The organism is Bradyrhizobium sp. ISRA464 (assembly GCF_029910095.1).
Taxonomy (GTDB): domain Bacteria; phylum Pseudomonadota; class Alphaproteobacteria; order Rhizobiales; family Xanthobacteraceae; genus Bradyrhizobium.
Window position 1 is genome coordinate 3,207,117 of the sequence record NZ_CP094526.1, and the last position, 22,817, is coordinate 3,229,933.

Genomic DNA, 22,817 nt, shown 5'->3' on the forward strand with positions numbered 1-22,817 from the left:
GGGATGAGTCCGGCATGAATTCACAATCGGCGGCAGGCTTTTTGGGCGCCCTGGTCGCGGCCATCGTGTTGGCGGCGGCGTTCATCTATGGGCCGTCGCCCAGCCAGATCCACAATCCCGCCCCGCCCGCCGCGGCGCAGCAGCAGGCGGCCCCCGCCGCAGAGCCCGCGCCGGCCCCGACACCACGAGGCCCGGTGATCCGGGAAGTCCCCAACAACTAGCGCCCCTGGACACCTTGCGGACAGCTCGAGGCCTTCCTAGCTGCAATGGAACGGCGGCGTTGCAGCTCGCAAGGGCTCCGGCGCGGGGACGACCACGACAATGTTGGCTGCGCCGGATGTACGCGCAGCCTCCGGTCGTGGTCGTTGGCATTTCAGGGGTATTTTGCCCCCGTTTTCCCGCCTTCCGAGAGGTGTTTGGGCTCCGTCTGCCTTGGCAGCGGGAGAGGCTCCGGCTATACGCTGGCGCTCATGTATGACGCCATCAAACCGGGCCCCGAAATCCCGTCGCAGGCCGCTGGTTTGCCGCAACTTTCGGTCGTCGTCCCGACCTTCAACGAGCGCGACAATGTCACGGTCCTGTACCGGCGGCTCGACGCCACGCTGAAGGACGTGGCCTGGGAAGTCATCTTTGTCGATGACAATTCACCCGACGGAACCTGGGATGTGGTGCGTGGCCTGGCGCGGCAGGATTCTCGCGTCCGCTGCATCCGCCGGATCGGCCGGCGCGGCCTGTCGGGCGCCTGCATCGAGGGCATCCTGGCCTCGAGCGCGCCCTATGCCGCCGTGATCGATGCCGACCTGCAGCACGACGAAACCCAGCTTCCGAAGATGATGACGTTGCTGCAGAGCGGCAAGGCCGAGCTCGTAGTCGGCAGCCGCTACATCGAGGGCTATCGTGCCGAGGGCTTCAACAAGAGCCGCGCCGGCGCCAGCGCCTTCGCCACCGAGATCGCGCGCCGCGCGCTCAAGGTCGAGGTCGCCGACCCCATGAGCGGCTTCTTCATGATCCGCCGCGACCGCTTCGAGCAGCTCGCGCCGCAATTGTCGACCCAGGGCTTCAAGATCCTGCTCGACGTGGTCGCGACCGCGCATGGCAAGCTGCGCACGGTCGAGATCCCCTACACATTCGGCGCTCGCCAGCATGGCGAGAGCAAGCTCGACTCCATGGTTGCGCTGGACTTCCTCGGCCTCGTGCTCGCGAAGCTGACCCATGACGTGATCTCGCTGCGCTTCCTGTTGTTCGCGATGGTCGGCGCGCTCGGTCTGGTGGTGCATCTCGCCGCGCTCTTCATCGCGCTCGAGCTGTTCGGCGCGCGGTTCCCGGAGGCGCAGGCCACCGGCGCGATCGTCGCCATGACCAGCAATTTCATTCTCAACAACTTCCTGACCTACCGCGACCAGCGGCTGAAGGGCTTTGCGATCGTGCGCGGCCTGCTGCTGTTCTATCTCGTCTGCGGCGTCGGCCTGCTCGCCAATGTCGGCGTCGCGTTCTCGGTGTACGACCAGGAGCCGATCTGGTGGCTTGCCGGTGCGGCGGGCGCGCTGATGGGCGTGGTCTGGAACTACGCGATGTCCGGGCTGTTCGTCTGGCGCAAGCGATGACGCTGGCATGAACCCGAACGAGGGGCGGCTCGCCCTCAACACAGCTCTCGTGGTCTGCGGGCTGGTCGCGCTGCGGCTTGCGGCCGCGGCCTGGACGCCGCTGACCTTCGATGAAGCCTATTACTGGATGTGGTCGAAGGCACTCGCCGGCGGCTATTACGATCATCCGCCGATGGTGGCGGTCGTGATCCGGCTCGGCACGATGATCGCGGGAGATACGCCGCTCGGCGTGCGGCTGGTGTCGGTCCTGCTTGCGCTGCCGATGAGCTGGGCGATCTACCAGGCGGCCGCGATCCTGTTCGGCGGCCAGCGCGTTGCCGCAAGCGCCACGATCCTGCTCAACATTACGCTGATGGCTGCCGTCGGCACGCTGATCGTGACGCCGGATGCGCCGCTCCTGGTCGCCGCGAGCCTGCTGCTGTTCTCGCTCGCAAAGGTGCTGGAGAGCGGCCGCGGCGCCTGGTGGCTTGCTGTGGGCGCCAGCGCCGGCGCGGCGCTGCTGTCGAAATACACCGCGCTGTTCTTCGGCCCTGCGATCCTGATCTGGCTTGCGATGGTGCCGAAGCTGCGGCGCTGGTTCCTCTCACCCTGGCTCTATCTCGGCGGTCTGGTCGCGCTCGGGATGTTTGCGCCGGTCATTCTCTGGAATGCCGATCACCATTGGGTGTCCTTCATCAAGCAGATGGGCCGCGCCCGGATCGAGGATTTCCGGCCGACCTACATCGCCGAGCTGATCCCGACCCAGTTCGCGTTTGCAACCCCGCTGGTCTTCATCCTTGGCGTGATGGGGCTTTATGCGCTGTACAAGCGTCGCGCCGGCGCGATGGCCGCGCGTGTGCTCGTCAACACCATGTTCTGGACCATCGTCGGCTATTTCGCATGGCACGCGCTGCATGCGCGGGTCGAGGCCAACTGGTTCGCGCCGGTCTACCCGGCCTTCGCGGTCGCGGCTGCGGTTGCCGCGATCCAGGTGCAATGGGCGCCGCGCGAGCAGCGGACGATCGATTTCTGCCGCCGGTGGGCCGCTCCGAGCGGCATCGTGCTGTTCGCGCTGCTGATCGTGCAAGCCAACACCGGCGTGCTCTCCGGCTATCGCCGCGACGCCACCGTGCGCAGCGTCGGGGTCGGTTGGCAGGAGCTCGCGGACGAGATCGAGAAGGTGCGCGTGCGCATCGGCGCGACCTGCGTGCTCGCGCCGGATTACGGCACCACCGGCTGGCTCGTGTTCTATCTGCCGAAGGGCACCTGCGTTGTGCAGCAGGGGCAGCGCATCCGCTGGGTCAATATGCCTGAGCCAAACCCGGCGGAGCTTTCCGGCAAGCTGCTTTACGTGCATGAGGTCGAGCAGGCCGTGCCGGCGTCGATGCGCGCCAACTTTGCCCACATCGAGACCGTCGCCGAGGCCAGGCGCATGCGCGGGCCCTTGACCATCGAGAGCTACGCGCTCGATGCGCTGGAAGGCCCGAAAGGCGACGTCCTCGATCGCTCGCCGCCGCCGGAACTGGAGTAGGAACGTTGGTGGTCGATGTCGGATCGTCTCGCTCCGACTCGTCTTCCAGGAAGCCCGTCAACCAAACGAGGTTCCACCCATGACCGGTTCCACCCTCAAGCCTGCCGCTGAACTCGCCAAGACCAACACCACGCGCTTTCCCAATGAGAGCGCCGAGTATCGTCGTGCCCGCCAGACGCTGCTCACCGAGGAGATCGAGCTGCGCCGCCACATCGAGCGCGTCGCCGAGCTGCGCCGTGCACTGCCGCCGGGCGGCGAGGTGACGAAAGCCTATGAGTTCATCGGCGAAGCGGGTCCGGCGTCGCTGGCCGATCTCTTCGGCAACAAGCAAACTCTCATCATCTACAGCTACATGTTCGGTCCGCAGCGCGAGAAGCCGTGTCCGATGTGCACCTCCTTCATGGGCACATGGGAGGCGAAGCTGCCAGACATCGAGCAGCGCGTCTCCTTCGTCTTCGTGGCGCGTTCGCCGATCGCGCGGCTGATCGAGGCGAAGACCGCGCGCGGCTGGACGCGCCACAAGCTCTATTCGGACGCATCGGGCGACTACACGCGCGACTATGTCAGCAAGGAGGACGCCGACATGCCCGGCTACAACGTCTTCACGCGGCGTGACGGCACGGTTCGTCATTTCTGGGCCGGCGAGATGGGGCAGGGCACCGCGGATCCCGGCCAGGATCCGCGCGGTGCGCCTGACGTGGATCCGCTCTGGACCATTCTCGACACCACGCCCGAGGGACGCGGCAAGGACTGGTATCCGAAGCTCTCCTACTGAGGAGATTGTTCTTGCAAAATGCCCGCGTGATTACGGGGCGATCGGCAAGGAATTTCTTCCGCGGCATGTCGCTGCCGGTGCTTGCCTCAGCGGCATCTGCGGATGTCCCATGATGAGACAAAAAATCCGCTTTCGCGATCCAATGTGATCTTAAAAAAGCCCCACGCCACAGGCACTTCCCGCGCTGCAGGGGATCGCATCCGGTTAAGTCGCATTTAACTAAAAGTCGCCTTAATGGGCATCCGCGTCCCTGCGAGACGCTGAGCCGAAACTCGTTCGGCTCCGAGTCGCATGAGGGACAAGGTGGACCTGTTTTGAGCGCCGGGCGTATGGGTACGAGTGCGACTGCGTATGTTATTGGGGCTCCGGGCCGCAAGAAATCCTCCGGAAGGATTCTCCCTCAGCATTTCCTCGGCAGCGCCGCTGTGGCGGGGCTGGTGCTTGGCTGCGCCTGGACCGTCTACGCCAACATCTTCGCAGCGAGTGTCTATCCTTCGGTGAGCAGCGCGGTGCTCGATGAGCCTGCGGTCAAGCACCGCGTGGCGGTCGCTCCGCGGCCTGCGCCGTCGTTCAACGAGGTGTTTGCGTCATTGACGCCTCCGCCGTCCGCGCCCGGGAAGGCCGAGGTCGCAAAGTCGGATTCTGCCAAGTCCGAGTCTGCCAAGTCCGAGTCTGTTAAGTCCGAGCCTGCCGCACCGCCGCTGATGTTTAACGAAAGGTTTGCCGCAGCGTCGCCGGACGGCGTTCCGTCCAGCGTCGTGGCCGACGCCGCGCCGCAGACGGATCCGGTCAAGCCGGCCAATGCGCCGAAGGTCGCTGAAGCGCCGAAGCCCGTCGCCGCACCGAAGCTTGCCGAAGCGAAGACGCCGAAGCCGGTCGAGGCCGCGAAGAAGGAAGCTGCCGCCAATCTGCAGGTCGCACTCAACACGCCTGCCGACGCCGTGGAGCCGAAATCCGCCGAGTCCAAGCGGGCTGAGACCAAGTCCGCCGGATCCAAATCCGCCGCGGCGAAGTCGTCCGCAAAATCCGATGGCGTCACGGTGCGCGACATGGCTGCGCGCGCCAAGGCCGCGGTGATGTCGATCGCATCGAACGAACGGCAGACCATGGTCGAGAAGCTGTGGGGCAAGCGCGAGTCGACCGGCGGTCTGCTCTCCTTCGCGTCCGCCGATGCAAACGTCACCGGCAGCATCCCCTCGACGCTCGACCAGGACCCGACCCGCGGCGGCTCGCCGCCCTATGACCGCCAGACCGCGGTCTACGACATCTCGGCCAGTACGGTGTACCTGCCCGACGGCACGCGATTGGAAGCGCATTCTGGGCTCGGCTCCAGGCTCGACGATCCGCGCTCCGCGAGCATGAAGATGGTCGGCGTGACGCCGCCGCACATCTATGAGCTGAAGCCGCGCGAGGCGCTGTTCCACGGTGTGCCGGCGCTGCGGCTCAATCCGATCGGCGGCGAGGGCCGGATCTACAACCGCGTCGGCCTGCTCGCGCACACCTATATGCTTGGCCCGAAGGGCGACTCCAACGGCTGCGTCTCTTTCAAGAACTACTACGCATTCCTCGACGCCTATCGCAACAAGGGCATCCGCCGCCTCGCGGTGCTCGCGAGGATCCAGTAGGCCGGGGGATTGCGTTCGTCGCGGTCCTTTGGAGCCTTCGCGATAACGCAAGACCGCCGGCTCGTTCGTGACGATGGTCCTAGGTGAAGCCCGGGCGGCTTCGAGCCACCAGGCCCACAACTCCGACAGCATGCAGCATTCCGGACCCGTCTGGAACCAGGGACTCGATTGTTGTTATACTTCAACGGCAAATCACCGGTTGAAGCGCAATGTCTCCTGCACCGTTCATCGAAACTCCGCCCCAGATCGCAACCGAAGCCTTCGTCGATGCAGGTGCGGCCGTCAGCCGTCTCGAAGAGATCTACGAGCGCAACACCCAGTTCCTTCGCGATCGCTTTGAGGCCTATGTCAGCGGCGTGTCGTTCGCGACACGCGTGCGTGCGCATTATCCGTTCGTGCGCCTCACGACCTCGTCGCATGCGCGGCTCGATTCCCGTCTCGCCTACGGCTTTGTCGCCGGGCCGGGCGTGCATGAGACCAGCGTCACGCGGCCAGACATCTTCAGGACCTATCTCACCGAGCAGATCGGCCTGTTAATCAAGAACCATGGGGTTGCCGTCGAGATCGGCGAGTCGAACGAGTCGATCCCGATCCACTTCGCCTACCGGCGCGACATCAACATCGAGGCGGCGCTGACAGTTGCCGACAGTTCGGCCTTCACGCGATCGCTGCGCGACGTGTTCGATACTCCCGATCTCGCCGCGATGGACGATGCGATCGCCGACGGCACCTTCGAGCTGGCGCCGGGGACGCCCGAGCCGCTGGCCCTGTTCCGTGCGGCGCGGGTCGATTACTCGCTGCGCCGGCTCTATCACTACACCGGCACCGATCCGGAGCACTTCCAGAACTTCGTGATCTTCACGAACTACCAGTTCTATGTCGATGCCTTCGCGCAATCGTGCCAGCAGCGCCTCGCGTCAGGCGAGGCCGGCCTGGAAGCTTTCGTTGCGCCCGGCAACGTGATCACGCGCAATGCGCGGCTCGGCGGCGGCACGACCGGGACTGCGCCGGACCGCGTGCCGCAGATGCCGGCCTTTCATCTGGTCGAGCCCGGCTATCGCGGCATCACCCTGATCAACATCGGGATCGGTCCGTCCAACGCGCGGAATGCCACCGATCACGTCGCGGTGCTGCGGCCGCATGCCTGGCTGATGATCGGGCACTGCGCGGGCCTTAGGAATACGCAGCGGCTCGGCGACTACGTGCTCGCCCACGGCTATGTCCGCGAGGATCACGTGCTCGATCACGAGCTGCCGCTCTGGGTCCCGATCCCGGCGCTCGCCGAGATGCAAGTCGCGCTGGAGGAGGCGGTCGGCGAAGTCACGGGCGTGTCCGGCTTCGAGCTCAAGCGGCTGATGCGCACCGGCACGGTCGCCAGCGTCGACAATCGCAACTGGGAGATCAGCGGCCCGTCGGTGATCAGGCGCATGTCGCAATCGCGCGCCATCGCGCTCGACATGGAGTCGGCGGCCATCGCCGCCAACGGCTATCGCTTCCGCGTGCCCTACGGCACGCTGCTGTGCGTCTCCGACAAGCCGCTGCACGGCGAGATCAAGCTCGCAGGCATGGCCAGCGAGTTCTACCGGCAGCGCGTCGGCCAGCATCTCGAGATCGGCCTGAGGGCGCTGGAGCGGCTCAAGCAGCAGGAATCCGAGCGCCTGCATTCGCGCAAGCTGCGGAGCTTTGCCGAGGTCGCGTTTCAGTAGCGTTATGTCGCGTCCACGGCGATCACGCCGCGACCGACTTCCACAATTGCATCTCGGTGCCGACGGCGGCCCTGACATGCGGCCGCGCCTGGATGCGCGCAAGATAGTTGGCGAGATCAGGCCATTGCGCGATATCGACGCCGGCGTGGCGCAGCAGCATCAGCGCCCAGGCGAGATAGCCGTCGGCGACCGTGAAGCGGTCCCCGATGAGGAATTCGCGGTCCCTAAGATGCGCGGCGGCCACCGACACGCTTTGTTCGATCCGCTCGCGCGCGCTGGCCCTGGATGTGTCGTCCTTGTACCAGAAGGTCGGGAACAGGAAGCCCTTGTGGAGCTCGGTGCCGATGAAGCTCAACCATTCCTGCAGCCGATAGCGATCCGGATCGCCGGGCGGCGGCGCGAGGGCGAGTTCGGGCTTGAGGTCGGCGATGTATTGCAGCACCGCAGCGCTCTCCGTCAGCCGCTCGCCGTTCTCCAGCACCAGCACCGGCACCGCGCCTTTCGGCGAGATCGCGCGGAAGTCGCCATCGTCCTCCAGCACCTTCTTGGTCCAGAGATGAACGAGGTGGTAGCGCGCCTCGATGCCGGCTTCCAGCAGCGCGATGCGGCTGGCGAGGGAGCAGGCCATCGGCCAGAAATAGAGCTGGAGCATGCCGGTGTCCTCAGGCAAGGGCGTCGCCGCGCGCGATGATGGCGAAGCGGTCGGACAGCTCGGCGAGCGCGACGTCGTGAATGACCTTTGCCGCAATCGTGCCGCCGATGCCGTCCGGCAGGTCGCGGGTGGCGCAGCTGTCGGCGTCGATGGTGGTGCGGAAGCCGAGATCGAGCGCCGCACGGGCGGTGGAGCTGACGCACATATGCGTCATGAAGCCGGCGAGAACCAGCTCCTTGCAGCCGGTCGCGGCAAGCTGCGCGTCGAGCTCGGTGCCGGCGAACGCGTTCGGCAATTCCTTCTCGATCACGGCTTCGCCCGAGCGCGGTGCCAGCGGTGCGACGATCGCGCCGCGCTCGGCGGTACGGTCGAACAGGCTTCCGGGCCGTCCCTTGTGCGCGATGTGGAAGATCGCAGCGCCGCTCTCCCGCGCCTGGGCAAGCAACGCGGTGGCGCGCGCAATCGCGGCGTTGGCGTCGGGCAGGGCGAGGGGACCTGCGAGATACTCGTTCTGGATATCGATCAGCACCAGGCAGGCGTCGCCGAGGCGAGGCGGGGTGAGGTCGATACCGGCAAGCTGCATCAGTGTTTTGGCCGCGGTCATGGTTCTGAAGTCTCCCGGAAGTTTGCTCGTTCAGAATAGCCGTGGAGCGTCCTGCCGTTATGCAGGGATATTGCAGCCGGTGGCTGCGTTATTGCAGGTGAGGCAGTGGCGATGTAGCCTTGCAGCCATGAACTGGGACGATCTTCGCATCATCGCGGCCGTCAGGGACGAGGGCACGTATGCGGGCGCCAGCGCCCGGCTGCGCATCGACGAGACCACGGTCGGCCGCAGGCTGGCACGCATCGAGCGTGCGCTTGGCTTGCGCCTATTCGAGGCCGCCGACGGCGTGCGTACGCCGACCCGGCAATGCGAGATGGTGCTGGCGCATGTCCAGGCGATGGCCGCGCATGCCGAGGACATCGGCCGTATCGGCGAGAGCCTCCCGGGTCCGGTGGGCCGGCTTCGCGTAGCTTCCACCAATGCGGTCGCTGAAGAGGTGCTGGCGCCGCGCGCGAGCGATTTCCTGCGCGCCAATCCGGGCCTGACCCTGCAATTCCTGACGTCGAGCGACAACGTCAAATTCTCGCGCTGGGAGGCGGACCTCGCGATCCGCCTGCGCAAGCCCGACAAGGGCGACTTCGCGATCTCGAAGCTCGCCGAGGTCAGGCTGTATTTTTTCGAGCCGATCACGGCCGCCGCTACGGGCGAAGCGGTGACCTGTGCCTATCCCGATGAGCTCGAAGGTATCCCCGAGATGCAGTTCCTGCGTGCGCGGAGAATTCGCGCGCGCTGCGTCACCGACAATGTTCGCGTCATCCGCACGCTGATCCAGTCGCATCAGGCGGCCGGCGTGCTGCCCGAATATGGCTCCGCGGCCTTGCTGGCTGATCGCCGTCTGCGCGCCACGCTGCTGCCGAAGCGACGCGACGTTTGGCTGTTGGTGCAAAATCACCTCAAGCGCGACCCTGCTGCGCGGGTCACGATCGATTGGGTGCGCAGCTGCTTTCAGGATGTTTCGCGGGGCTGACGTCGCGCGTCTTCAGTTCTTGAATCAGGTCTCAAATGACGGCCGTCGGCGAAACGGTTTACATCTGCAGGGCGGGCGGCGGCGCTTGGAGTGACGCGGGCGACTGCCCCGCCGCATCGCGGCTGATGATTGATACAGATGTCCTCGCACGAGGAAAGCGTCCCCGTGCGATACGTTGGACTAGCCGCCGAACATCTCGACGCCGGAGACCAGCGTCGCCTTCACGGCTCCCAGTTTTTCTATTTCCTCGGCAATTCGGATGGTTGCGGCAGCGCTCACGCCCGTGATGACGCTGACATAGTCAAAGCTCGACCCGCGGGTCGAATAGAGCCGACACTGGCCTCCGGCCTTTAGAACGACTTTCGTGACATCGTTCGCGCCCCTCTTCTTCTGGGCCTCGCTTTGTGCCCGGCCTCTTTCGGTGCGAGTGATGAGATAAAAATACGTCACCTCATCCTTGGCGACACCTTTTGAAATCCGCCTCATTATTGATTCCTCCACTATGATCGCGTCCGCTGGACGCGGCCGATACAATCGAGCCAGTCGCAGAGGATTGTCAATATTGGTTGAATTCTTATCCGGGCGTCACAAGTTCGGACGACGCTTGCGCCCCTGCGAACGCAGCCAGGACTTGCAGATCGGGCAAATCACGAGGCGCGCATGTCAAGCAACGCCCTGGCTTCCTTCAGGTCGGGCGCATCAAGGCCTTCTGCGAACCAGCCGTAGATCGAGGCGAGCAGATCATGGGCCTCGGCATGTCTGCCCTGTTCGCGCAGGAGACGCGCCAGACCGATCGACGTTCGCAATTCGAAGGGCTTTGTGCTCTGCAGCTGTGCGACGGCGATGGCCTGACGATAGTTCTGCTCCGCCGCGACTGGATCGCCTGTCGCGTTCAACAGTGTGCCGCGCAGCCGATACAATTCGGCCTCGCCGTACCGCTCGTCAGTCGCCTCGATGACCTGCTTGGCCTCGGCGAGGCAGCTTAATCCCTCGGCGGGCCTTTCGAGTTTGGCGTAGGCGTCGGCGAGCATCATCAGGAGGTCCGGGGTGCCTGTGACGGCTCCGGTCGTTCTAATTGTCGTCATCGCCTGATGGATCAGCGACAGCCCTTCCTGCGGCTGTCCGAGCAGGGTCAACGACACGCCTCGGTACGCCGTAGCCCAACCCAGATGCAACGGAAAGCCGCGCTCGGTCGAGAGCGCGAGCAGTTCTTCCTCGTGCTGCTGTAGGTTCGGCGAGCCGATGATGCGTTCGACAGGGCACGCCGAGAGCAACACTTCGACCAGCGTCTGGGTATGGTTGAGCCGACGTGCCTCCGACAAGGCTTCGTTCAACCGCGTCCGGGCCTCGTCCAAGTGGCCGAGCACGGCGAGAGTCCAGGCCAGATAGGCAAGGGTCATCACAAAGGGATCGGCGAACGAGACGCCGCTCCGATGCGCCGGATCCGCAAGGCCGTGACAGCGCTCCAGGAGCTCGCGGGCCGCGGCGAATTCGCCGAGGAAGAGGCGGGTGCGCCCGTTGGCCCAACGGCCGACCAATTGGGCTGCGACATCGTTTCGCGCCTCGCCGACTCGCTCCAGTTGCTCGGCCAGCTCGAGCGCGCGCCGGTGTTCGCCCCGGACCCGGTGAAACGAGGACTGGCCGAGGATCACCGGCCAGAGGTAGCGTGGTTGATCGATCCGCTCGGCGAGAACGCGGGCGCGGCCAAGAGTCTCACCCACTTCAGGCGCCGAATAGCCCTTCATAGCCATCTGCGCCAATGCAAGCGCGAGTTGCAGGTCGAGTTCCTGCTTGCGTCGCTCAGGCGTGTCCTGCAACCCTTTCAGCGCGTCCAACCCCTTCCGCAATTGGGTGGCGGCCTCAATCGTAGCCGAGCGCGCGAGCGCCTGCTGACCGGCCTTGAGCCAGTAAGAGACCGCCTTGTCGGTCAGCCCGGCCTCGGTGCAGTGCCGCGCGAGCACGGCGGGTTGAGTTGCGCAGATGTCGGGAAACTGTGCCTCCAGCGCTGCGGCAATCCGGCCGTGAACCTGATGGCGGGTGCTCCGTAGCATCGTGCCGTACGCGGTATCCTGCACAAGCGCGTGCTTGAACGTGTACTCTGCGTCAGGCGGCGTACCGCGCCTGAATATCAACTCGGCGTTCACGAGCTGCTGCAAGGTTTCGTTCAACGGCGCGGGCGGCATTCCTGCGACGGCGCTGATCAATTCGTGCGAGAATTGCCGGCCGAGCGCAGCGGCGATCTGCGCCACATTGCTGGTGGGGGCAAGGCGATCGAGCCGTGCCAGCAGCGATTCCTGCAGCGACGTCGGGATCGCAACCTGGGTCACCGGGCCGGCGGCGACGTACCGATCATCCTGCTCGACCAGCACGCCGCTTTCGACGACAGCCTTGGTCAATTCCTCGACGAACAGCGGTACGCCGTCGGTTCGTTCGGTGATCTGGTCCGCAATCTCCTGCGGCAGGACCTTGCGGGCCGTGAGGTGCACGATCATCTCGGTGCAGTGCCGCCGCTGGAGGCGGTCGAGACCGATCATCGTCACCTGGGGACGGCCGGCCCAGGGCGGGACAAAATCGGGACGGAAGGTTGCGATCGCGAGCAGCGGCAGGGCAGGGGCGCGATCCATGATCTGCCCGAACAATTCGAGAGAGGTCGAGTCGGCCCAGTGCATGTCCTCCATGAGGAACAGCAACGGCTGGCGCGTTGCCAAACCCTCGAGCTGCGCGAGCAGCGCCTGCAGGGTCCTTTCCTTGCGCTTTTGCGGCGTCAGATCGAGAGCCGGATAGCGCCCGCCATCGGGGATCGACAGCAGGCCGGCGAACAGCGACATGGTCTCGGCGCGGCCGCTAGCCGGCGTGACGAGCGACGCCTCCAGCTTCGCCAGCCGTTGCTCGTCCTTGTCGTCGCGACGAAAGCCCGCGGTTCGTTCGAGCTGTGCGATAACCGGGTAGAGCGCTGTATCTTGGTGGTAGGGCGAGCAGAATTGCCGCACCACCGTATGCGGCTCGCTGCTCAGCCGCTCCAGCACCGTCTGTGCGATCCGTGACTTGCCGATGCCGGCCTCGCCCGACAGCAGGACGACCGAGCCCTCGCCATGCTGCACGCCGTCCCAGCGTTGCATGAGCTGGTCGAGCTCCTGGTAGCGGTTGACCAGCGGCAACGCACTTGCGCGCAGCGCCTCGTACCGGCTTTCGGCTGCGCTGACGCCCAGCGCCCGCCATACCTTGACCGGCTCGTCGAAGCCCTTGAGCGGAAACGTCCCGAGCTCGCGGTAGTCGAACAGGCCGCCGGTCAGGCGGCGGGTGCTCGATGAGATCACCACGGTGCCGGGCTCGGCGATTGCCTGCAGTCGCGCGGCCAGGTTCGGCGTCTCGCCGATCACCGCCTGCTCTTCGGCGAGGCCGGCCGAGATCAGGTCGCCGACGACCACAAGACCGGTCGCGATGCCGATACGGACCTGCAAGGAGTCGCCGACCGGCGAGGCGAGCTTCGGCACCTCCTCGACCAGCGTCAGGCCCGCCCTGACGGCGCGTTCGGCGTCATGTTCGTGCGCCTGGGGGTAACCGAAATAGGCGAGGACTCCGTCGCCCATATATCTGGCGACAAAACCCTTCGCGCCGGTGATGATGTCGGCGCAGCAGCTCTGGTAGGCGCCGATGACCTCGCGCAAATCCTCGGGGTCGAGTCGCGTCGACAGCGCGGTCGAGCCTACAAGATCGCAGAACATGATCGTCAGTTGACGGCGCTCTGCTGCATCATGCTTGCGAGGTGGAGCGGTTGCCGTCAGCGCAACGGGGGAGGCGCTCTTGTCGACGGCTCCGAGTTCGGCGGCAGCCCGCAGGAATTTGCGGCGGTGCCCGAGCAGCACGCCGAGCTTCTCCAGATCTTCATCGGTTAAATAAGGGACGACGCTGAGGTCGACGGCGTTCTCTCGGAATATCTGCGCATATCGGTCCAGACCGATGCTGTGAAGCCAACTGTCGATATCCAAGTCAGGGCCTCTTGGCAGCTTGTCAGTGGCAGCTTGCGATCCGTAACAATTCCAATGGGGTACTGCTTGTGCCGCGGAATTTTGCGCTTGCCGGTATCGTAGTCCGGAAAGCAGCATGCCGCAGGCACAAGGGTATTTCCCTGCCTGTTGTAGATTTGCCGTTGCCATTCGTCAAAGCGTCTCGCCTTCGAAAGCTGCCCAGACTCGAGGCAATCATTGGCGAAGTGCAGACTTTGGAGCAACGACCTTCCCGGCGTCCAGGCGCAGGCATTCTGTGCTCCAAACAAAAACCCCGGCATCGCTGCCGGGGTTTCGCTTATCGTGGATAGCTTGAGAGGCTGGATCGGAAGTCCATGCCGCCCATGCCGCGGCCCGGAGGCATTGCGAGGCCGGCAGCGGCCTTCTTCGGCAACTCGGCGACCATCGCCTCGATGGTGATCAGCAGCGCGCCAACCGAGGCAGCGTTCTGGATCGCGGTGCGCACGACCTTGGTCGGGTCGATGATGCACTTCTTGACGAGGTCGGCAATTCACCGGTCCGGGAGTCGAAGCCCGCCGGCGCGGGCCTCTGAGGAATGATCTGGGTCGTAAGACGCCCGACTATGTCGCACACGGGCGGCACTTGCGTCACGTTGTGCATGAGCGCAATTTCCAAAATTGCCTGACCCTGCGCATCAGAAGTCCTGTGCTGCCCACGCCTTGCGCACGATCTAGCCGATGCGGTTCAGAGACGTGCGACATCCGCATCGATCGCACGCAGCATCGCCATCTCCGGAAATTGGAACTTCCGGGTTCCCGCAGTGCTACCGTAAGACTCACGTAAGGCTCACGCGCATTTTATTGTTGCGTCCGGCCACGCATTTCTGCATCTAACTCCCGAAAATGCTGCGTACAGAAATTCCGTCTGGCCAAGCGTTTGGAGTTGTTTTTTGAGAGTGTATCTGAGTGAGTTGGTTCTCGTTGCGCGTCGCCTCACTACGGGGCCCCGCTAGTGAGTCCTCCCGGCGGAATCGGTAATCGCCTTCTTGCATCACTGCCGGCAGCGGACCTCGATCTGCTGAGGCCCGAATTGGAGATCGTTGCGCTCGAGCAGGACACGGTGATCTCGCGAGCGGGTGACCAAATCGATCACGTGTACTTTCCATATGGCGGCGCCATTTCGCTCATGATCGAAATGGCGGACGGACACACCGTTGCCACCGGCGTGATCGGGCGCGAGGGGGTCGTGGGCAGTCTTTCGGTGCTCGGGTCGTCACCGTCGGCCATTACCGCGGTCGTCCATGCGGCGGGCTCCGCTTCGCGGATTCCTGCGTCACGATTTTACACGGCCTTCGGCCGCAGCCCCGCGATCCGGCAGGTCATTCAAAGTCACTTCAGGGCGATGCTGATACAGTTTCAGCTCGGTTCGGCCTGCAATGCGCTGCATCCGGTCGAAGCCCGCATGGCGCGCTGGCTGCTCCAGCTTCGCGATCGCGTCGACAGCGACGTCCTCCCGCTGACCCAGCAGGCGCTGTCGCAGATCCTCGGTGTGCGACGAACGACGGTGACGCTGCTGATGCGCAATCTGCGCGCGCGTGGCGCGATCAGGTCCGATCAACGAGGCCGGATCGAGATCGACCGGTCGCGGCTTTCGGCGGTGGCGTGCGAATGCCACCGCGTCATGCGTCTCGAAGCCGAGGAGATCTTCTCGGACCACAAGATCCGATCTCACGCGGCGGCTCGAGCTGACGATCCGTGCATCCCGGAAATCGAAGCGGACGACGCGGTGTGAGCGCGTTTCGGCGCGATCAGCTCCTCCGCCGCCGATCAGGCTCCCGTGCGGGTTCGGATGCCGTCTCGAGCTTCGCAATCTCGCGCAGCACCTTCGCCGTCTGGCGCAACTCATTGCGCTCTGGGCCGGGCTTCAGCCGTCGTGCTTCGTCGAGAAAATCCTTGGCCTGTAGCAGCCAGGCGGATGTTTCGGTCGAGGTCTGCATGCGCCCCATGGTGTCCCTCCATCGCGATCATCAATAGTCTGTGTCGACCTTCAGGCCGGTGAGCCGGCGCCGCACGCGGATGCTCGGCTCAGCGACCCAGGCGTCCCGCGCGAACCAGGCGTGATCGGTGCGGCAGAATGGGCAAGGTGTGCGCGAGAAGAATACCGTGCTACGTCCAAAGCTTTCGCGATCGGTTTTGATGCCGGTGGGAATCGCGTGTGCGGTTTGCGGACATTTGACCATGAGCATGCCCATGTGAGCCTCCCTCGAGATTGCCTTTTTGTTTTTTGCAGAAAAGCACCGGCCGGTTGGATTGCGCCTCTTGTCGGTGCGACCAGTTGGGGGGCATCGCGCACCTGTGGCTTTTGACAGAGCATCGGGCAGTGGGGGCTGCATGCTCGTCACTGGGCTTCTCCAACCGGCCGGATCCCTCCTCAAACGAATCCTCGACGTGAATTGAGCGCCGCTTTTTTAGCCGGCTTGGTGGAGAACCTTGCCGAAATGCTTCCTGACCGGCTCACCCATTTCCGTCGCAAGCTTCTGGCCAAGCGCCCACAATTCCTTGTTCTGGTCGGATGCCATATCGAAGGCTTTGCGGGTTTGCTCGGTAGACAAGGCCAAGACATCGGTCGCTGACCTGCTGCCGGCGAGATGGACGAAGAAATCGAGCGCGGAGGCGGTATTGGCGTATGAGATTTCGAACACCTTGAGCCCGTAGTCGGCCGCGCATCGCGCATTGCGCGAATACGTTTCGCCCAACGTCTCCGTCATCTGTTCGGAGGCGGCCCGGGCGCGGGCAAAACCCTGTTCGGCAAGATCGCCGATCATGCCGGGCAAGGCGATCTTCGGGAAGCTCGACAACGGCATGCCGAAGATAGTCGTGCCGTTCACTGTGACTTTCATTTCTGTTTCACTCAAGACGCAGTTCCTTTCTCAAGCGAAAGCGTTCCTCGCAACGCTCGCTCGCGTCACGAGAGCTGACGCTCCGTGTTCGGTTCAGATTCTAGGTGAGCAGTTTTGATCAGTCCCGATCCTACTGTGCGGGACGAAAGTGGGACTGTCGGTTCGGTTTGCGACTCTCGCCAATAATTTTTTTGAAATTGTCAACTCAGACCAAGGTATGTTTACCGGCGTGGCTGTGTATAGCGTGGACATCGTGAGCGCCAGCGGACTCCCCGCTTCAGCGTAAGGTTGTGCAGGACCCGCCACTGGCTGCGCTGCGGCAAGCACCCGGTTTGCCGCAAACAAAAACCCCGGCATCGCTGCCGGGGTTTTGCATTTCGTGGATTGCCTTGAGAGGCTGGATCAGAAGTCCATGCCGCCCATGCCGCCGCCCGGAGGCATCGCGGGACCGCCGGCATTCTTCTTCGGCAGCTCGGCGACCATCGCTTCCGTGGTGATCAGCAGCGCGGCAACCGAGGCAGCGTTCTGGATCGCGGTGCGCACGACCTTGGTCGGGTCGATGATGCCCTTCTTGACGAGGTCGGCGTAGTCGCCGGTCTGGGAGTCGAAGCCGTAATTGTAGGTCTTGTTCTCCAGGATCTTGCCGACGATCACCGATCCGTCTTCACCGGCGTTGATCGCGATCTGGCGAGCGGGAGCCGACAGCGCCTTGCGCACGATCTCGACGCCGGTCTTCTGGTCGTCGTTCTTGGTGCGCAGGCCCTTGAGCTGCTCGGAGGCACGGAGCAAGGCGACGCCGCCGCCCGGAACGATGCCTTCCTCGACCGCCGCACGGGTCGCATGCATCGCGTCATCAACGCGATCCTTGCGCTCCTTCACCTCGACTTCGGTCGCGCCGCCGACGCGGATCACCGCGACGCCGCCCGCGAGCTTGGCGAGACGCTCCTGCAGCTTCTCACGGTCGTAGTCCGAGGTGGTCTCCTCGATCTGCGCCTTGATCTGGGCAACGCGAGCGTCGATGTCGGCCTTCTTGCCGGCGCCGTTGACGATCGTGGTGTTCTCCTTGTCGATCATCACCTTCTTGGCGCGGCCGAGCATCTGCAGCGTGACGTTCTCGAGCTTGATGCCGAGGTCTTCCGAGATGGCCTGGCCGCCGGTCAGGATCGCGATGTCCTGCAGCATGGCCTTGCGGCGATCGCCGAAGCCCGGAGCCTTGACGGCCGCGACCTTCAGGCCGCCACGCAGGCGGTTGACGACGAGGGTGGCGAGCGCTTCGCCTTCGACGTCCTCAGCGACGATGACCAGCGGCTTGCCGGTCTGCACCACGGCCTCGAGCAGCGGGAGCAGCTCGTTCAGCGAGGAGAGCTTCTTCTCGTTGATGAGGATGTAGGCGTCGTCCATTTCAACGCGCATCTTGTCGGCATTGGTGACGAAGTAGGGCGAGATATAGCCGCGGTCGAACTGCATGCCCTCGACGACGTCGAGCTCGGTCTCGAGCGACTTGGCTTCCTCGACCGTGATGACGCCCTCGTTGCCGACCTTCTTCATGGCGTCGGCGAGGAACTTGCCGATTTCGGCGTCGCCGTTGGCCGAGATGGTGCCGACCTGGGCGATCTCCTCGTTCGAGGTGACCTTCTTGGAGTTCTTCTGGAGGTCCGCCACCACGGCTTCGACCGCGAGGTCGATACCGCGCTTCAGGTCCATCGGGTTCATGCCGGCGGCGACCGACTTGGCGCCTTCCTTCACGATCGCCTGGGCGAGCACGGTCGCGGTGGTGGTGCCGTCGCCGGCCGCGTCAGCGGACTTGGAGGCGACTTCGCGCACCATCTGGGCGCCCATGTTCTCGAACTTGTCGTCGAGCTCGATCTCCTTGGCGACGGTGACGCCGTCCTTGGTGATGCGGGGAGCGCCGAACGACTTCTCGAGCACCACGTTGCGGCCCTTCGGACCGAGGGTGACCTTCACCGCGTTGGCGAGAACGTCGACGCCGCGCAGCATCTTGTCGCGCGCCTCGACGGAGAATTTGACTTCTTTAGCTGCCATCTGAGTTTTTCCTTGAGAGATTTAACCAGGGAGGGAGAGGGGCGCTTAAGCGGCCTTCTTCTTGGAAGCGGGGACGTCGAGCACGCCCATGATGTCGCTTTCCTTCATGATCAGCAGGTCTTCACCGTCGATCTTGACCTCGGTGCCCGACCACTTGCCGAACAGGACGCGGTCGCCGACCATGACGTCGATTGGGATCAGCTTGCCAGCCTCGTCGCGGCCGCCCGGGCCGACGGCGACGACTTCGCCCTGGGAGGGCTTTTCCTTGGCAGTGTCCGGAATGATGATGCCGCCAGCAGTCTTCTCTTCGGCGTCGATGCGCTTGACCACGACGCGGTCGTGAAGCGGACGGAATTTCATGCAGTCCTCCTAAACATTTGCAGATGTTGTAGAATTTTGGAGAGTTAGCAGTCCAGGTCAGCGAGTGCCAACCTAGCCGAGATGGAGATAGGCCAGTCGCGGGCACCGGGCAAGGGCTTCTAGCAGAAAAATTGGCACTCGGACGGGGCGTCTGCCAGCATCGCCGGTCATGCTTAATGACGGCTTGGAGGCCGCCCAACTGGTATTAGCACCTGCGGTAAGCTGCTGCCAGCGCGAGAAATTTCAACAACCCGTTAAACATTTAGGCTTGAGATCGGTTAGTCGCGTGCGTCACATTTCTCTCATGTGAGCGCATCTTTGCCGGCGGTGGCCCCGGCAGGTCGGCCACCACGCGCACATGCGCTCCGTCACAGGAGGTTGGCATGGTCTCGCGTGTTGGTGGGGTTGTTTCCGACGACTTCCGGAAGCAGTTGCTGGGGTATGGGCTGACAACGGCGCAAATCCTGTATCGGATGCCGGATCACCCCTCGTTGCTGCAGACCTACGTCTGGCAGAATTACGATCTCTTCCCGAAATTCCCGGCGCTGCAGGATTTCCTCGCCTTCTGGCAGGAGAAGCTCGAGGGGCCGCTGTTCTCGGTGACGGTCGCGCACTCCAGGCTGGTCAAGCCCGCGGAGCTGCGCGCCGTCGACGGCGTCTTCCGGCTGCATTGACGGCGGAGGGGACCACGGCGTGATCGCGCCGGGGCCGCCGCTTGGCGGCGCGCTTGAGGGAGCGCATGCACGTTCGCGCGACCCGATGCTTTCGCCCATCCCCCAACAGGCTTTTGTGCTACCGTCATCCGGTTAGAAGACGGGAGGTAACCAACAATGGCCAAGCGAAAGCCGGCATCAAGACCAGCGGCCAAGACCGCGGTGAGGAAGAAATGGACCGGGCTCGGGAGCGCCGCCAAACCCTCGGCGCGCAAGACCATCAAGTCGAAGGGCCGCGTCTCGGCCGCCAGGAAGACGACAACAAAGGCCAAGCCCAAGGCGCGGCCGAAGCAGCGGGTTGCCATCAGCCACCACCGCGAGGAGGATTTCAGGGCTGACGGACTGCGCGCCTATGCCAAGTATCGCGACCTCGGCATCGCTGATGCCACGCACGGGCTGGCCCAGGCGCATGTGATCCGGCTGCAGGGTCCGTGCAATCCGGAAGAGGTGTCGAAGCTGCATTATCATGACGTCGAGTTCCAGATGGTCTACGTGCTCAAGGGCTGGGTGAAGACCTACATGGAAGGCGAGGGCGAGACGTTGATGACGCAGGGCAGCGCCTGGACCCAGCCGCCGCGCATCCGGCACGTGATCCTGGATTACTCCGACGACGTCGAATTGCTGGAAGTGATCCTGCCGGCGGAGTTCAAGACGGTCGAGTTGACGGCGTGATCTCGTAGCCCAGATGGAGCCAACGGGTCGCGCGAATGCGCGCCCGATGACAGGCTCCGCGGAATCCGGGAGTCGTGCACACTATGATGATGCCCCCGGATTGCGCTTCGCTCCATCCGGGCTACGGGGACGTCATCGTCCCCACAATCGCGCCCATCAGGCATGTTGTGAGCGTGCCTGATACGATCGACTTCAGCCCGAGCGCGTTGATCTCCTCGCGCCGCCCCGGCGCCATGATGCCGAGTCCGCCGATCATGATGCCGAGGCTCCCGAAATTGGCGAAGCCGCACGTCGCATAGAGCATGATCAGCCGCGAGCGCGGATCGAGCGCATCGGTGCCGAGCTTCGAGAGGTCGACATAGGCGATCAGCTCGTTCAGCACGGTCTTGGTGCCCATCAGGCTTCCCGCCGTGACCGCCTGCGACCATGGCAGGCCCATCAGCCAGCACACCGGCGCCATCGCATAGCCGAGCAGCCGCTGCAGCGAGATCTTCGCGCCGCCGACCTCCGGCAACAGGCCGACGATCGCGTTGAGGAGATACACCAGTGCCACCAGCACAAGGAGCATCGCGATGATGTTCATCAGCAGCTCGAGCCCGGCCACCGTGCCCTTGACGATCGCGTCCATTGTCGACGAGACATGGATGTCGGGATCGTCGAGCGATCCGCCGGTGCGCTTGTCTGTCGTCTCCGGCACCATGACCAGGCTGACCAGGATGGCGGCCGGCGCGCCGAGCACCGAGGCAATGACGAAATGCGCGGCGGCGTCCGGGATCAGCGGCGCGAGCAGCGTGGCGTAAAGCACCAGCACGGTGCCGGCGATTCCCGCCATGCCGCCAGTCATCACCAGAAACAATTCGCTGCGGGTGAGCTGGGCCAAATAGGGGCGGATGAAGAGGGGCGCCTCCACCATGCCGAGGAAGATGTTGGCCGCGGTCGAGAGCCCGACCGCGCCGCCGACGCCGAGCGTGCGCTCGAGCAGCCAGGCCATGCCGCGCACCACCGGCGGCAGCACGCGCCAATAAAACAGCAGCGTCGTCAGCACGCTCATGACAAGCACGATCGGCAGCGCCTGGAAGGCGAGAATGAAGTCTGTGCCCGGCGCCTTGGGATCGAACGGCGCAGGGCCGCCGCCGACATAGCCGAACACGAAGGCGGTACCGGCGTGCGTCGCGGCGGCGATGGTGCCGACCGCATCGTTGATCGAGCCGAAGGCTTTCGTCACCAGCGGCACCTTGATCAGCACCAGCGCGGTGACGATGGTGACGGCCAGCCCGATCGCGGCCTGACGCAGCGACACCGCGCGGCGGCTCTCCCCGAACGCCCAGGCGATCGCAAGGAGCGCCACCACGCCAAACGCTGATTGCAATTGCAGCATCAAGACCCCGAAAACCCTTCGCGCGATTATGGCAGGGGCTTCGTGCAGCGCAATGCTGTTGCGCGTTGACGTCGCCGCCATTGACAAGTTGCAGGCGGTCGGCCACGGCTCGCTCATGTCTTCCGTAACGACCGTCGGCGCCCGCGATCTGCTCGGTCACAGATCTTTTCTGTTCTTCCTGTCGTCGCGCAGCCTGTCGCGGTTTTCCAGCCAGATCGGCGCGGTCGCGATCGGCTGGCAGATCTACGACTTGACCGGCAGCGCCTTTGCCCTCGGCATGGTCGGCCTGGTTCAGTTCCTGCCGACGGCGCTGCTCGTGTTCGTCGCCGGCCACGCCGCCGACCGGTTCGAACGCAAACGCGTGGTGCAGGCCTGCCAGCTCGCCGAGGCGCTGACCGCGCTGTTCCTCGCAGTGAGCACGTTTGCCGGCACCATCTCCGAGGTGCAGACCTTTGTTGCGACCTTCGTGCTCGGGATCGCCGGCGCGTTCGAGAGCCCGGCGACCGCGGCGCTGCTGCCGCTGATCGCGCCGCAGGGTTCGCTGCAGCGGGCGACCGCAATCTCGAGCGGCGCGGCGCAGGTTGCGACCATTGCCGGACCTGCGCTGGGCGGCTTTGCCTATGCCCTGATGCCGAGCGCGCCCTATGCCGTGATGACGGTGTTCTGGTTGTTCGGCATGATCCTGACCGGCGGCATCGGCCGGCTGCAGCAGGCGCCGGCGAAGAACGGCGCATCGTCGGACGATGTGTTCGCCGGCGTCACCTTCGTCCGCAGCAATCCGGCGATCCTCGGCACCATCTCGCTCGACCTGTTCGCGGTGCTGTTCGGCGGCGTCACCGCGCTGCTGCCGATCTATGCGCGCGACATCCTGCAAACCGGTCCGCTCGGCCTCGGTATCCTGCGCGCCGCGCCCGCGGTCGGCGCGCTCTTGATGACCATGGTGCTGGCACAGCATACGATCAGCCGCCGCGTCGGACTAAGGATGTTCCAGGCGGTCATCGTGTTCGGGGCGGCGACGGTGGTGTTCGCGCTGTCTCATTGGATGTGGTTGTCGGCGCTGGCGCTCGCGGTCCTGGGCGCGGCCGACACGATCAGCGTCGTGATCCGGTTCTCGCTGGTACAGTTGGCGACGCCCGACGAGATGCGCGGCCGGGTCGGCGCCGTCAATTTCCTCTTCATCAACGCGTCGAACCAGCTCGGGCAGTTCGAAAGCGGCGTCACCGCGGCGCTGCTCGGCACGGTGCCGGCCGCAGTCCTCGGCGGCGTCGGCACGATCGCGATCGCGCTGCTCTGGATGAAGCTGTTCCCGACGCTGCGGACTGTGGAGAAGCTGGAGTAGGG

22 protein-coding genes and 1 pseudogene are annotated in these 22,817 nt (G+C 64.5%); 12 read left to right on the forward strand and 11 right to left on the reverse strand.

The features are described 5' to 3' along the window. The first annotated feature begins 14 nt into the window (after window positions 1-14). The 6 genes from MTX19_RS14865 to MTX19_RS14890 all read left to right on the forward strand — a co-directional run bounded on the left by MTX19_RS14865 (window position 15) and on the right by MTX19_RS14890 (window position 7,220). On the forward strand, window positions 15-221 hold the full coding sequence (locus tag MTX19_RS14865; RefSeq protein ID WP_280977159.1) for a hypothetical protein: 207 nt from the start codon (window positions 15-17) through the stop codon (window positions 219-221). Window positions 222-470: 249 nt separating this feature from the next. Further along, complete coding sequence (locus MTX19_RS14870) at window positions 471-1,604, forward strand: glycosyltransferase family 2 protein (RefSeq protein ID WP_280984227.1); 1,134 nt, start codon at window positions 471-473, stop codon at window positions 1,602-1,604. Window positions 1,605-1,611: 7 nt separating this feature from the next. Further along, entirely contained in the window at window positions 1,612-3,114 is a 1,503-nt protein-coding gene (locus MTX19_RS14875) for a glycosyltransferase family 39 protein (RefSeq protein WP_280984228.1), read from the forward strand. Window positions 3,115-3,193: 79 nt separating this feature from the next. Continuing rightward, on the forward strand, window positions 3,194-3,889 hold the full coding sequence (locus MTX19_RS14880; protein ID WP_280984229.1) for a DUF899 family protein: 696 nt from the start codon (window positions 3,194-3,196) through the stop codon (window positions 3,887-3,889). Between the two features lie 425 nt (window positions 3,890-4,314). After that, window positions 4,315-5,514, forward strand: a complete 1,200-nt coding sequence (locus MTX19_RS14885; protein ID WP_280986040.1) for a tlde1 domain-containing protein — start codon at window positions 4,315-4,317, stop codon at window positions 5,512-5,514. A 209-nt stretch (window positions 5,515-5,723) separates the two neighbouring features. Beyond that, window positions 5,724-7,220: an AMP nucleosidase gene (locus MTX19_RS14890; RefSeq protein ID WP_280984230.1), complete on the forward strand. Its 1,497-nt coding sequence runs from the start codon at window positions 5,724-5,726 to the stop codon at window positions 7,218-7,220. Window positions 7,221-7,242: 22 nt separating this feature from the next. Here MTX19_RS14890 and MTX19_RS14895 read toward each other — a convergent pair whose 3' ends face one another. After that, complete coding sequence (locus MTX19_RS14895) at window positions 7,243-7,872, reverse strand: glutathione binding-like protein (protein WP_280984231.1); 630 nt, start codon at window positions 7,870-7,872, stop codon at window positions 7,243-7,245. Window positions 7,873-7,882: 10 nt separating this feature from the next. Further along, complete coding sequence (locus MTX19_RS14900) at window positions 7,883-8,476, reverse strand: cysteine hydrolase family protein (protein WP_280984232.1); 594 nt, start codon at window positions 8,474-8,476, stop codon at window positions 7,883-7,885. Window positions 8,477-8,603: 127 nt separating this feature from the next. Between MTX19_RS14900 and MTX19_RS14905 the strand changes: the two genes are divergently transcribed. After that, the gene (locus tag MTX19_RS14905) at window positions 8,604-9,443 is read left to right on the forward strand and encodes a LysR family transcriptional regulator (protein WP_280984794.1); all 840 of its coding nucleotides are present in this window, start codon (window positions 8,604-8,606) and stop codon (window positions 9,441-9,443) included. Window positions 9,444-9,623: 180 nt separating this feature from the next. Here the strand turns inward: MTX19_RS14905 and MTX19_RS14910 are convergent, their stop codons facing one another. The 3 genes and pseudogenes from MTX19_RS14910 to MTX19_RS14920 form a co-directional block, all read right to left on the reverse strand. Then, a complete protein-coding gene (locus MTX19_RS14910; protein ID WP_280984233.1) occupies window positions 9,624-9,929 on the reverse strand; it encodes a hypothetical protein in 306 nt (101 codons plus the stop codon). Window positions 9,930-10,090: 161 nt separating this feature from the next. Next, a complete protein-coding gene (locus MTX19_RS14915; protein ID WP_280984234.1) occupies window positions 10,091-13,432 on the reverse strand; it encodes an adenylate/guanylate cyclase domain-containing protein in 3,342 nt (1,113 codons plus the stop codon). A 316-nt stretch (window positions 13,433-13,748) separates the two neighbouring features. Continuing rightward, window positions 13,749-13,984, reverse strand: a pseudogene (locus tag MTX19_RS14920) (hypothetical protein); the annotation flags it as partial. Between the two features lie 516 nt (window positions 13,985-14,500). Between MTX19_RS14920 and MTX19_RS14925 the strand changes: the two are divergent. After that, window positions 14,501-15,202, forward strand: a complete 702-nt coding sequence (locus MTX19_RS14925; protein WP_348638291.1) for a Crp/Fnr family transcriptional regulator — start codon at window positions 14,501-14,503, stop codon at window positions 15,200-15,202. A gap of 16 nt (window positions 15,203-15,218) precedes the next feature. Here MTX19_RS14925 and MTX19_RS14930 read toward each other — a convergent pair whose 3' ends face one another. The 3 genes from MTX19_RS14930 to MTX19_RS14940 form a co-directional block, all read right to left on the reverse strand. Further along, entirely contained in the window at window positions 15,219-15,416 is a 198-nt protein-coding gene (locus MTX19_RS14930; protein WP_280977171.1) for a hypothetical protein, read from the reverse strand. Window positions 15,417-15,437: 21 nt separating this feature from the next. Further along, the gene (locus MTX19_RS14935) at window positions 15,438-15,662 is read right to left on the reverse strand and encodes a hypothetical protein (protein WP_280977172.1); all 225 of its coding nucleotides are present in this window, start codon (window positions 15,660-15,662) and stop codon (window positions 15,438-15,440) included. Window positions 15,663-15,878: 216 nt separating this feature from the next. Beyond that, complete coding sequence (locus MTX19_RS14940) at window positions 15,879-16,235, reverse strand: phasin family protein (RefSeq protein WP_280984795.1); 357 nt, start codon at window positions 16,233-16,235, stop codon at window positions 15,879-15,881. Between MTX19_RS14940 and MTX19_RS14945 the strand changes: the two genes are divergently transcribed. Beyond that, window positions 16,234-16,428 (forward strand): hypothetical protein, encoded by a 195-nt coding sequence (locus MTX19_RS14945; RefSeq protein WP_280984236.1) that lies wholly within the window; start codon window positions 16,234-16,236, stop codon window positions 16,426-16,428. The genes MTX19_RS14940 and MTX19_RS14945 overlap by 2 nt on opposite strands. A gap of 284 nt (window positions 16,429-16,712) precedes the next feature. On the opposite strand, the gene groL is transcribed toward MTX19_RS14945, so the two are convergent. Both groL and groES read right to left on the reverse strand, forming a co-directional pair. Beyond that, entirely contained in the window at window positions 16,713-18,353 is a 1,641-nt protein-coding gene (gene groL / locus MTX19_RS14950; RefSeq protein ID WP_076830236.1) for a chaperonin GroEL, read from the reverse strand. Between the two features lie 45 nt (window positions 18,354-18,398). Continuing rightward, window positions 18,399-18,713, reverse strand: coding sequence for a co-chaperone GroES (gene groES / locus MTX19_RS14955; protein WP_280984237.1), 315 nt, complete (start codon window positions 18,711-18,713; stop codon window positions 18,399-18,401). Window positions 18,714-19,096: 383 nt separating this feature from the next. Here groES and MTX19_RS14960 point away from each other — a divergent pair, with 383 nt between their 5' ends. Together MTX19_RS14960 and MTX19_RS14965 are read left to right on the forward strand one after the other, a co-directional pair. Next, window positions 19,097-19,387: an usg protein gene (locus tag MTX19_RS14960; RefSeq protein ID WP_280984238.1), complete on the forward strand. Its 291-nt coding sequence runs from the start codon at window positions 19,097-19,099 to the stop codon at window positions 19,385-19,387. A gap of 156 nt (window positions 19,388-19,543) precedes the next feature. Further along, entirely contained in the window at window positions 19,544-20,098 is a 555-nt protein-coding gene (locus MTX19_RS14965; RefSeq protein ID WP_280984239.1) for a cupin domain-containing protein, read from the forward strand. 121 nt (window positions 20,099-20,219) lie between these two features. Here the strand turns inward: MTX19_RS14965 and MTX19_RS14970 are convergent, their stop codons facing one another. Then, window positions 20,220-21,476: a nucleoside transporter C-terminal domain-containing protein gene (locus tag MTX19_RS14970; protein ID WP_280984240.1), complete on the reverse strand. Its 1,257-nt coding sequence runs from the start codon at window positions 21,474-21,476 to the stop codon at window positions 20,220-20,222. A 115-nt stretch (window positions 21,477-21,591) separates the two neighbouring features. Between MTX19_RS14970 and MTX19_RS14975 the strand changes: the two genes are divergently transcribed. Beyond that, the gene (locus MTX19_RS14975; RefSeq protein WP_280984796.1) at window positions 21,592-22,815 is read left to right on the forward strand and encodes an MFS transporter; all 1,224 of its coding nucleotides are present in this window, start codon (window positions 21,592-21,594) and stop codon (window positions 22,813-22,815) included. Window positions 22,816-22,817: the final 2 nt, after the last annotated feature.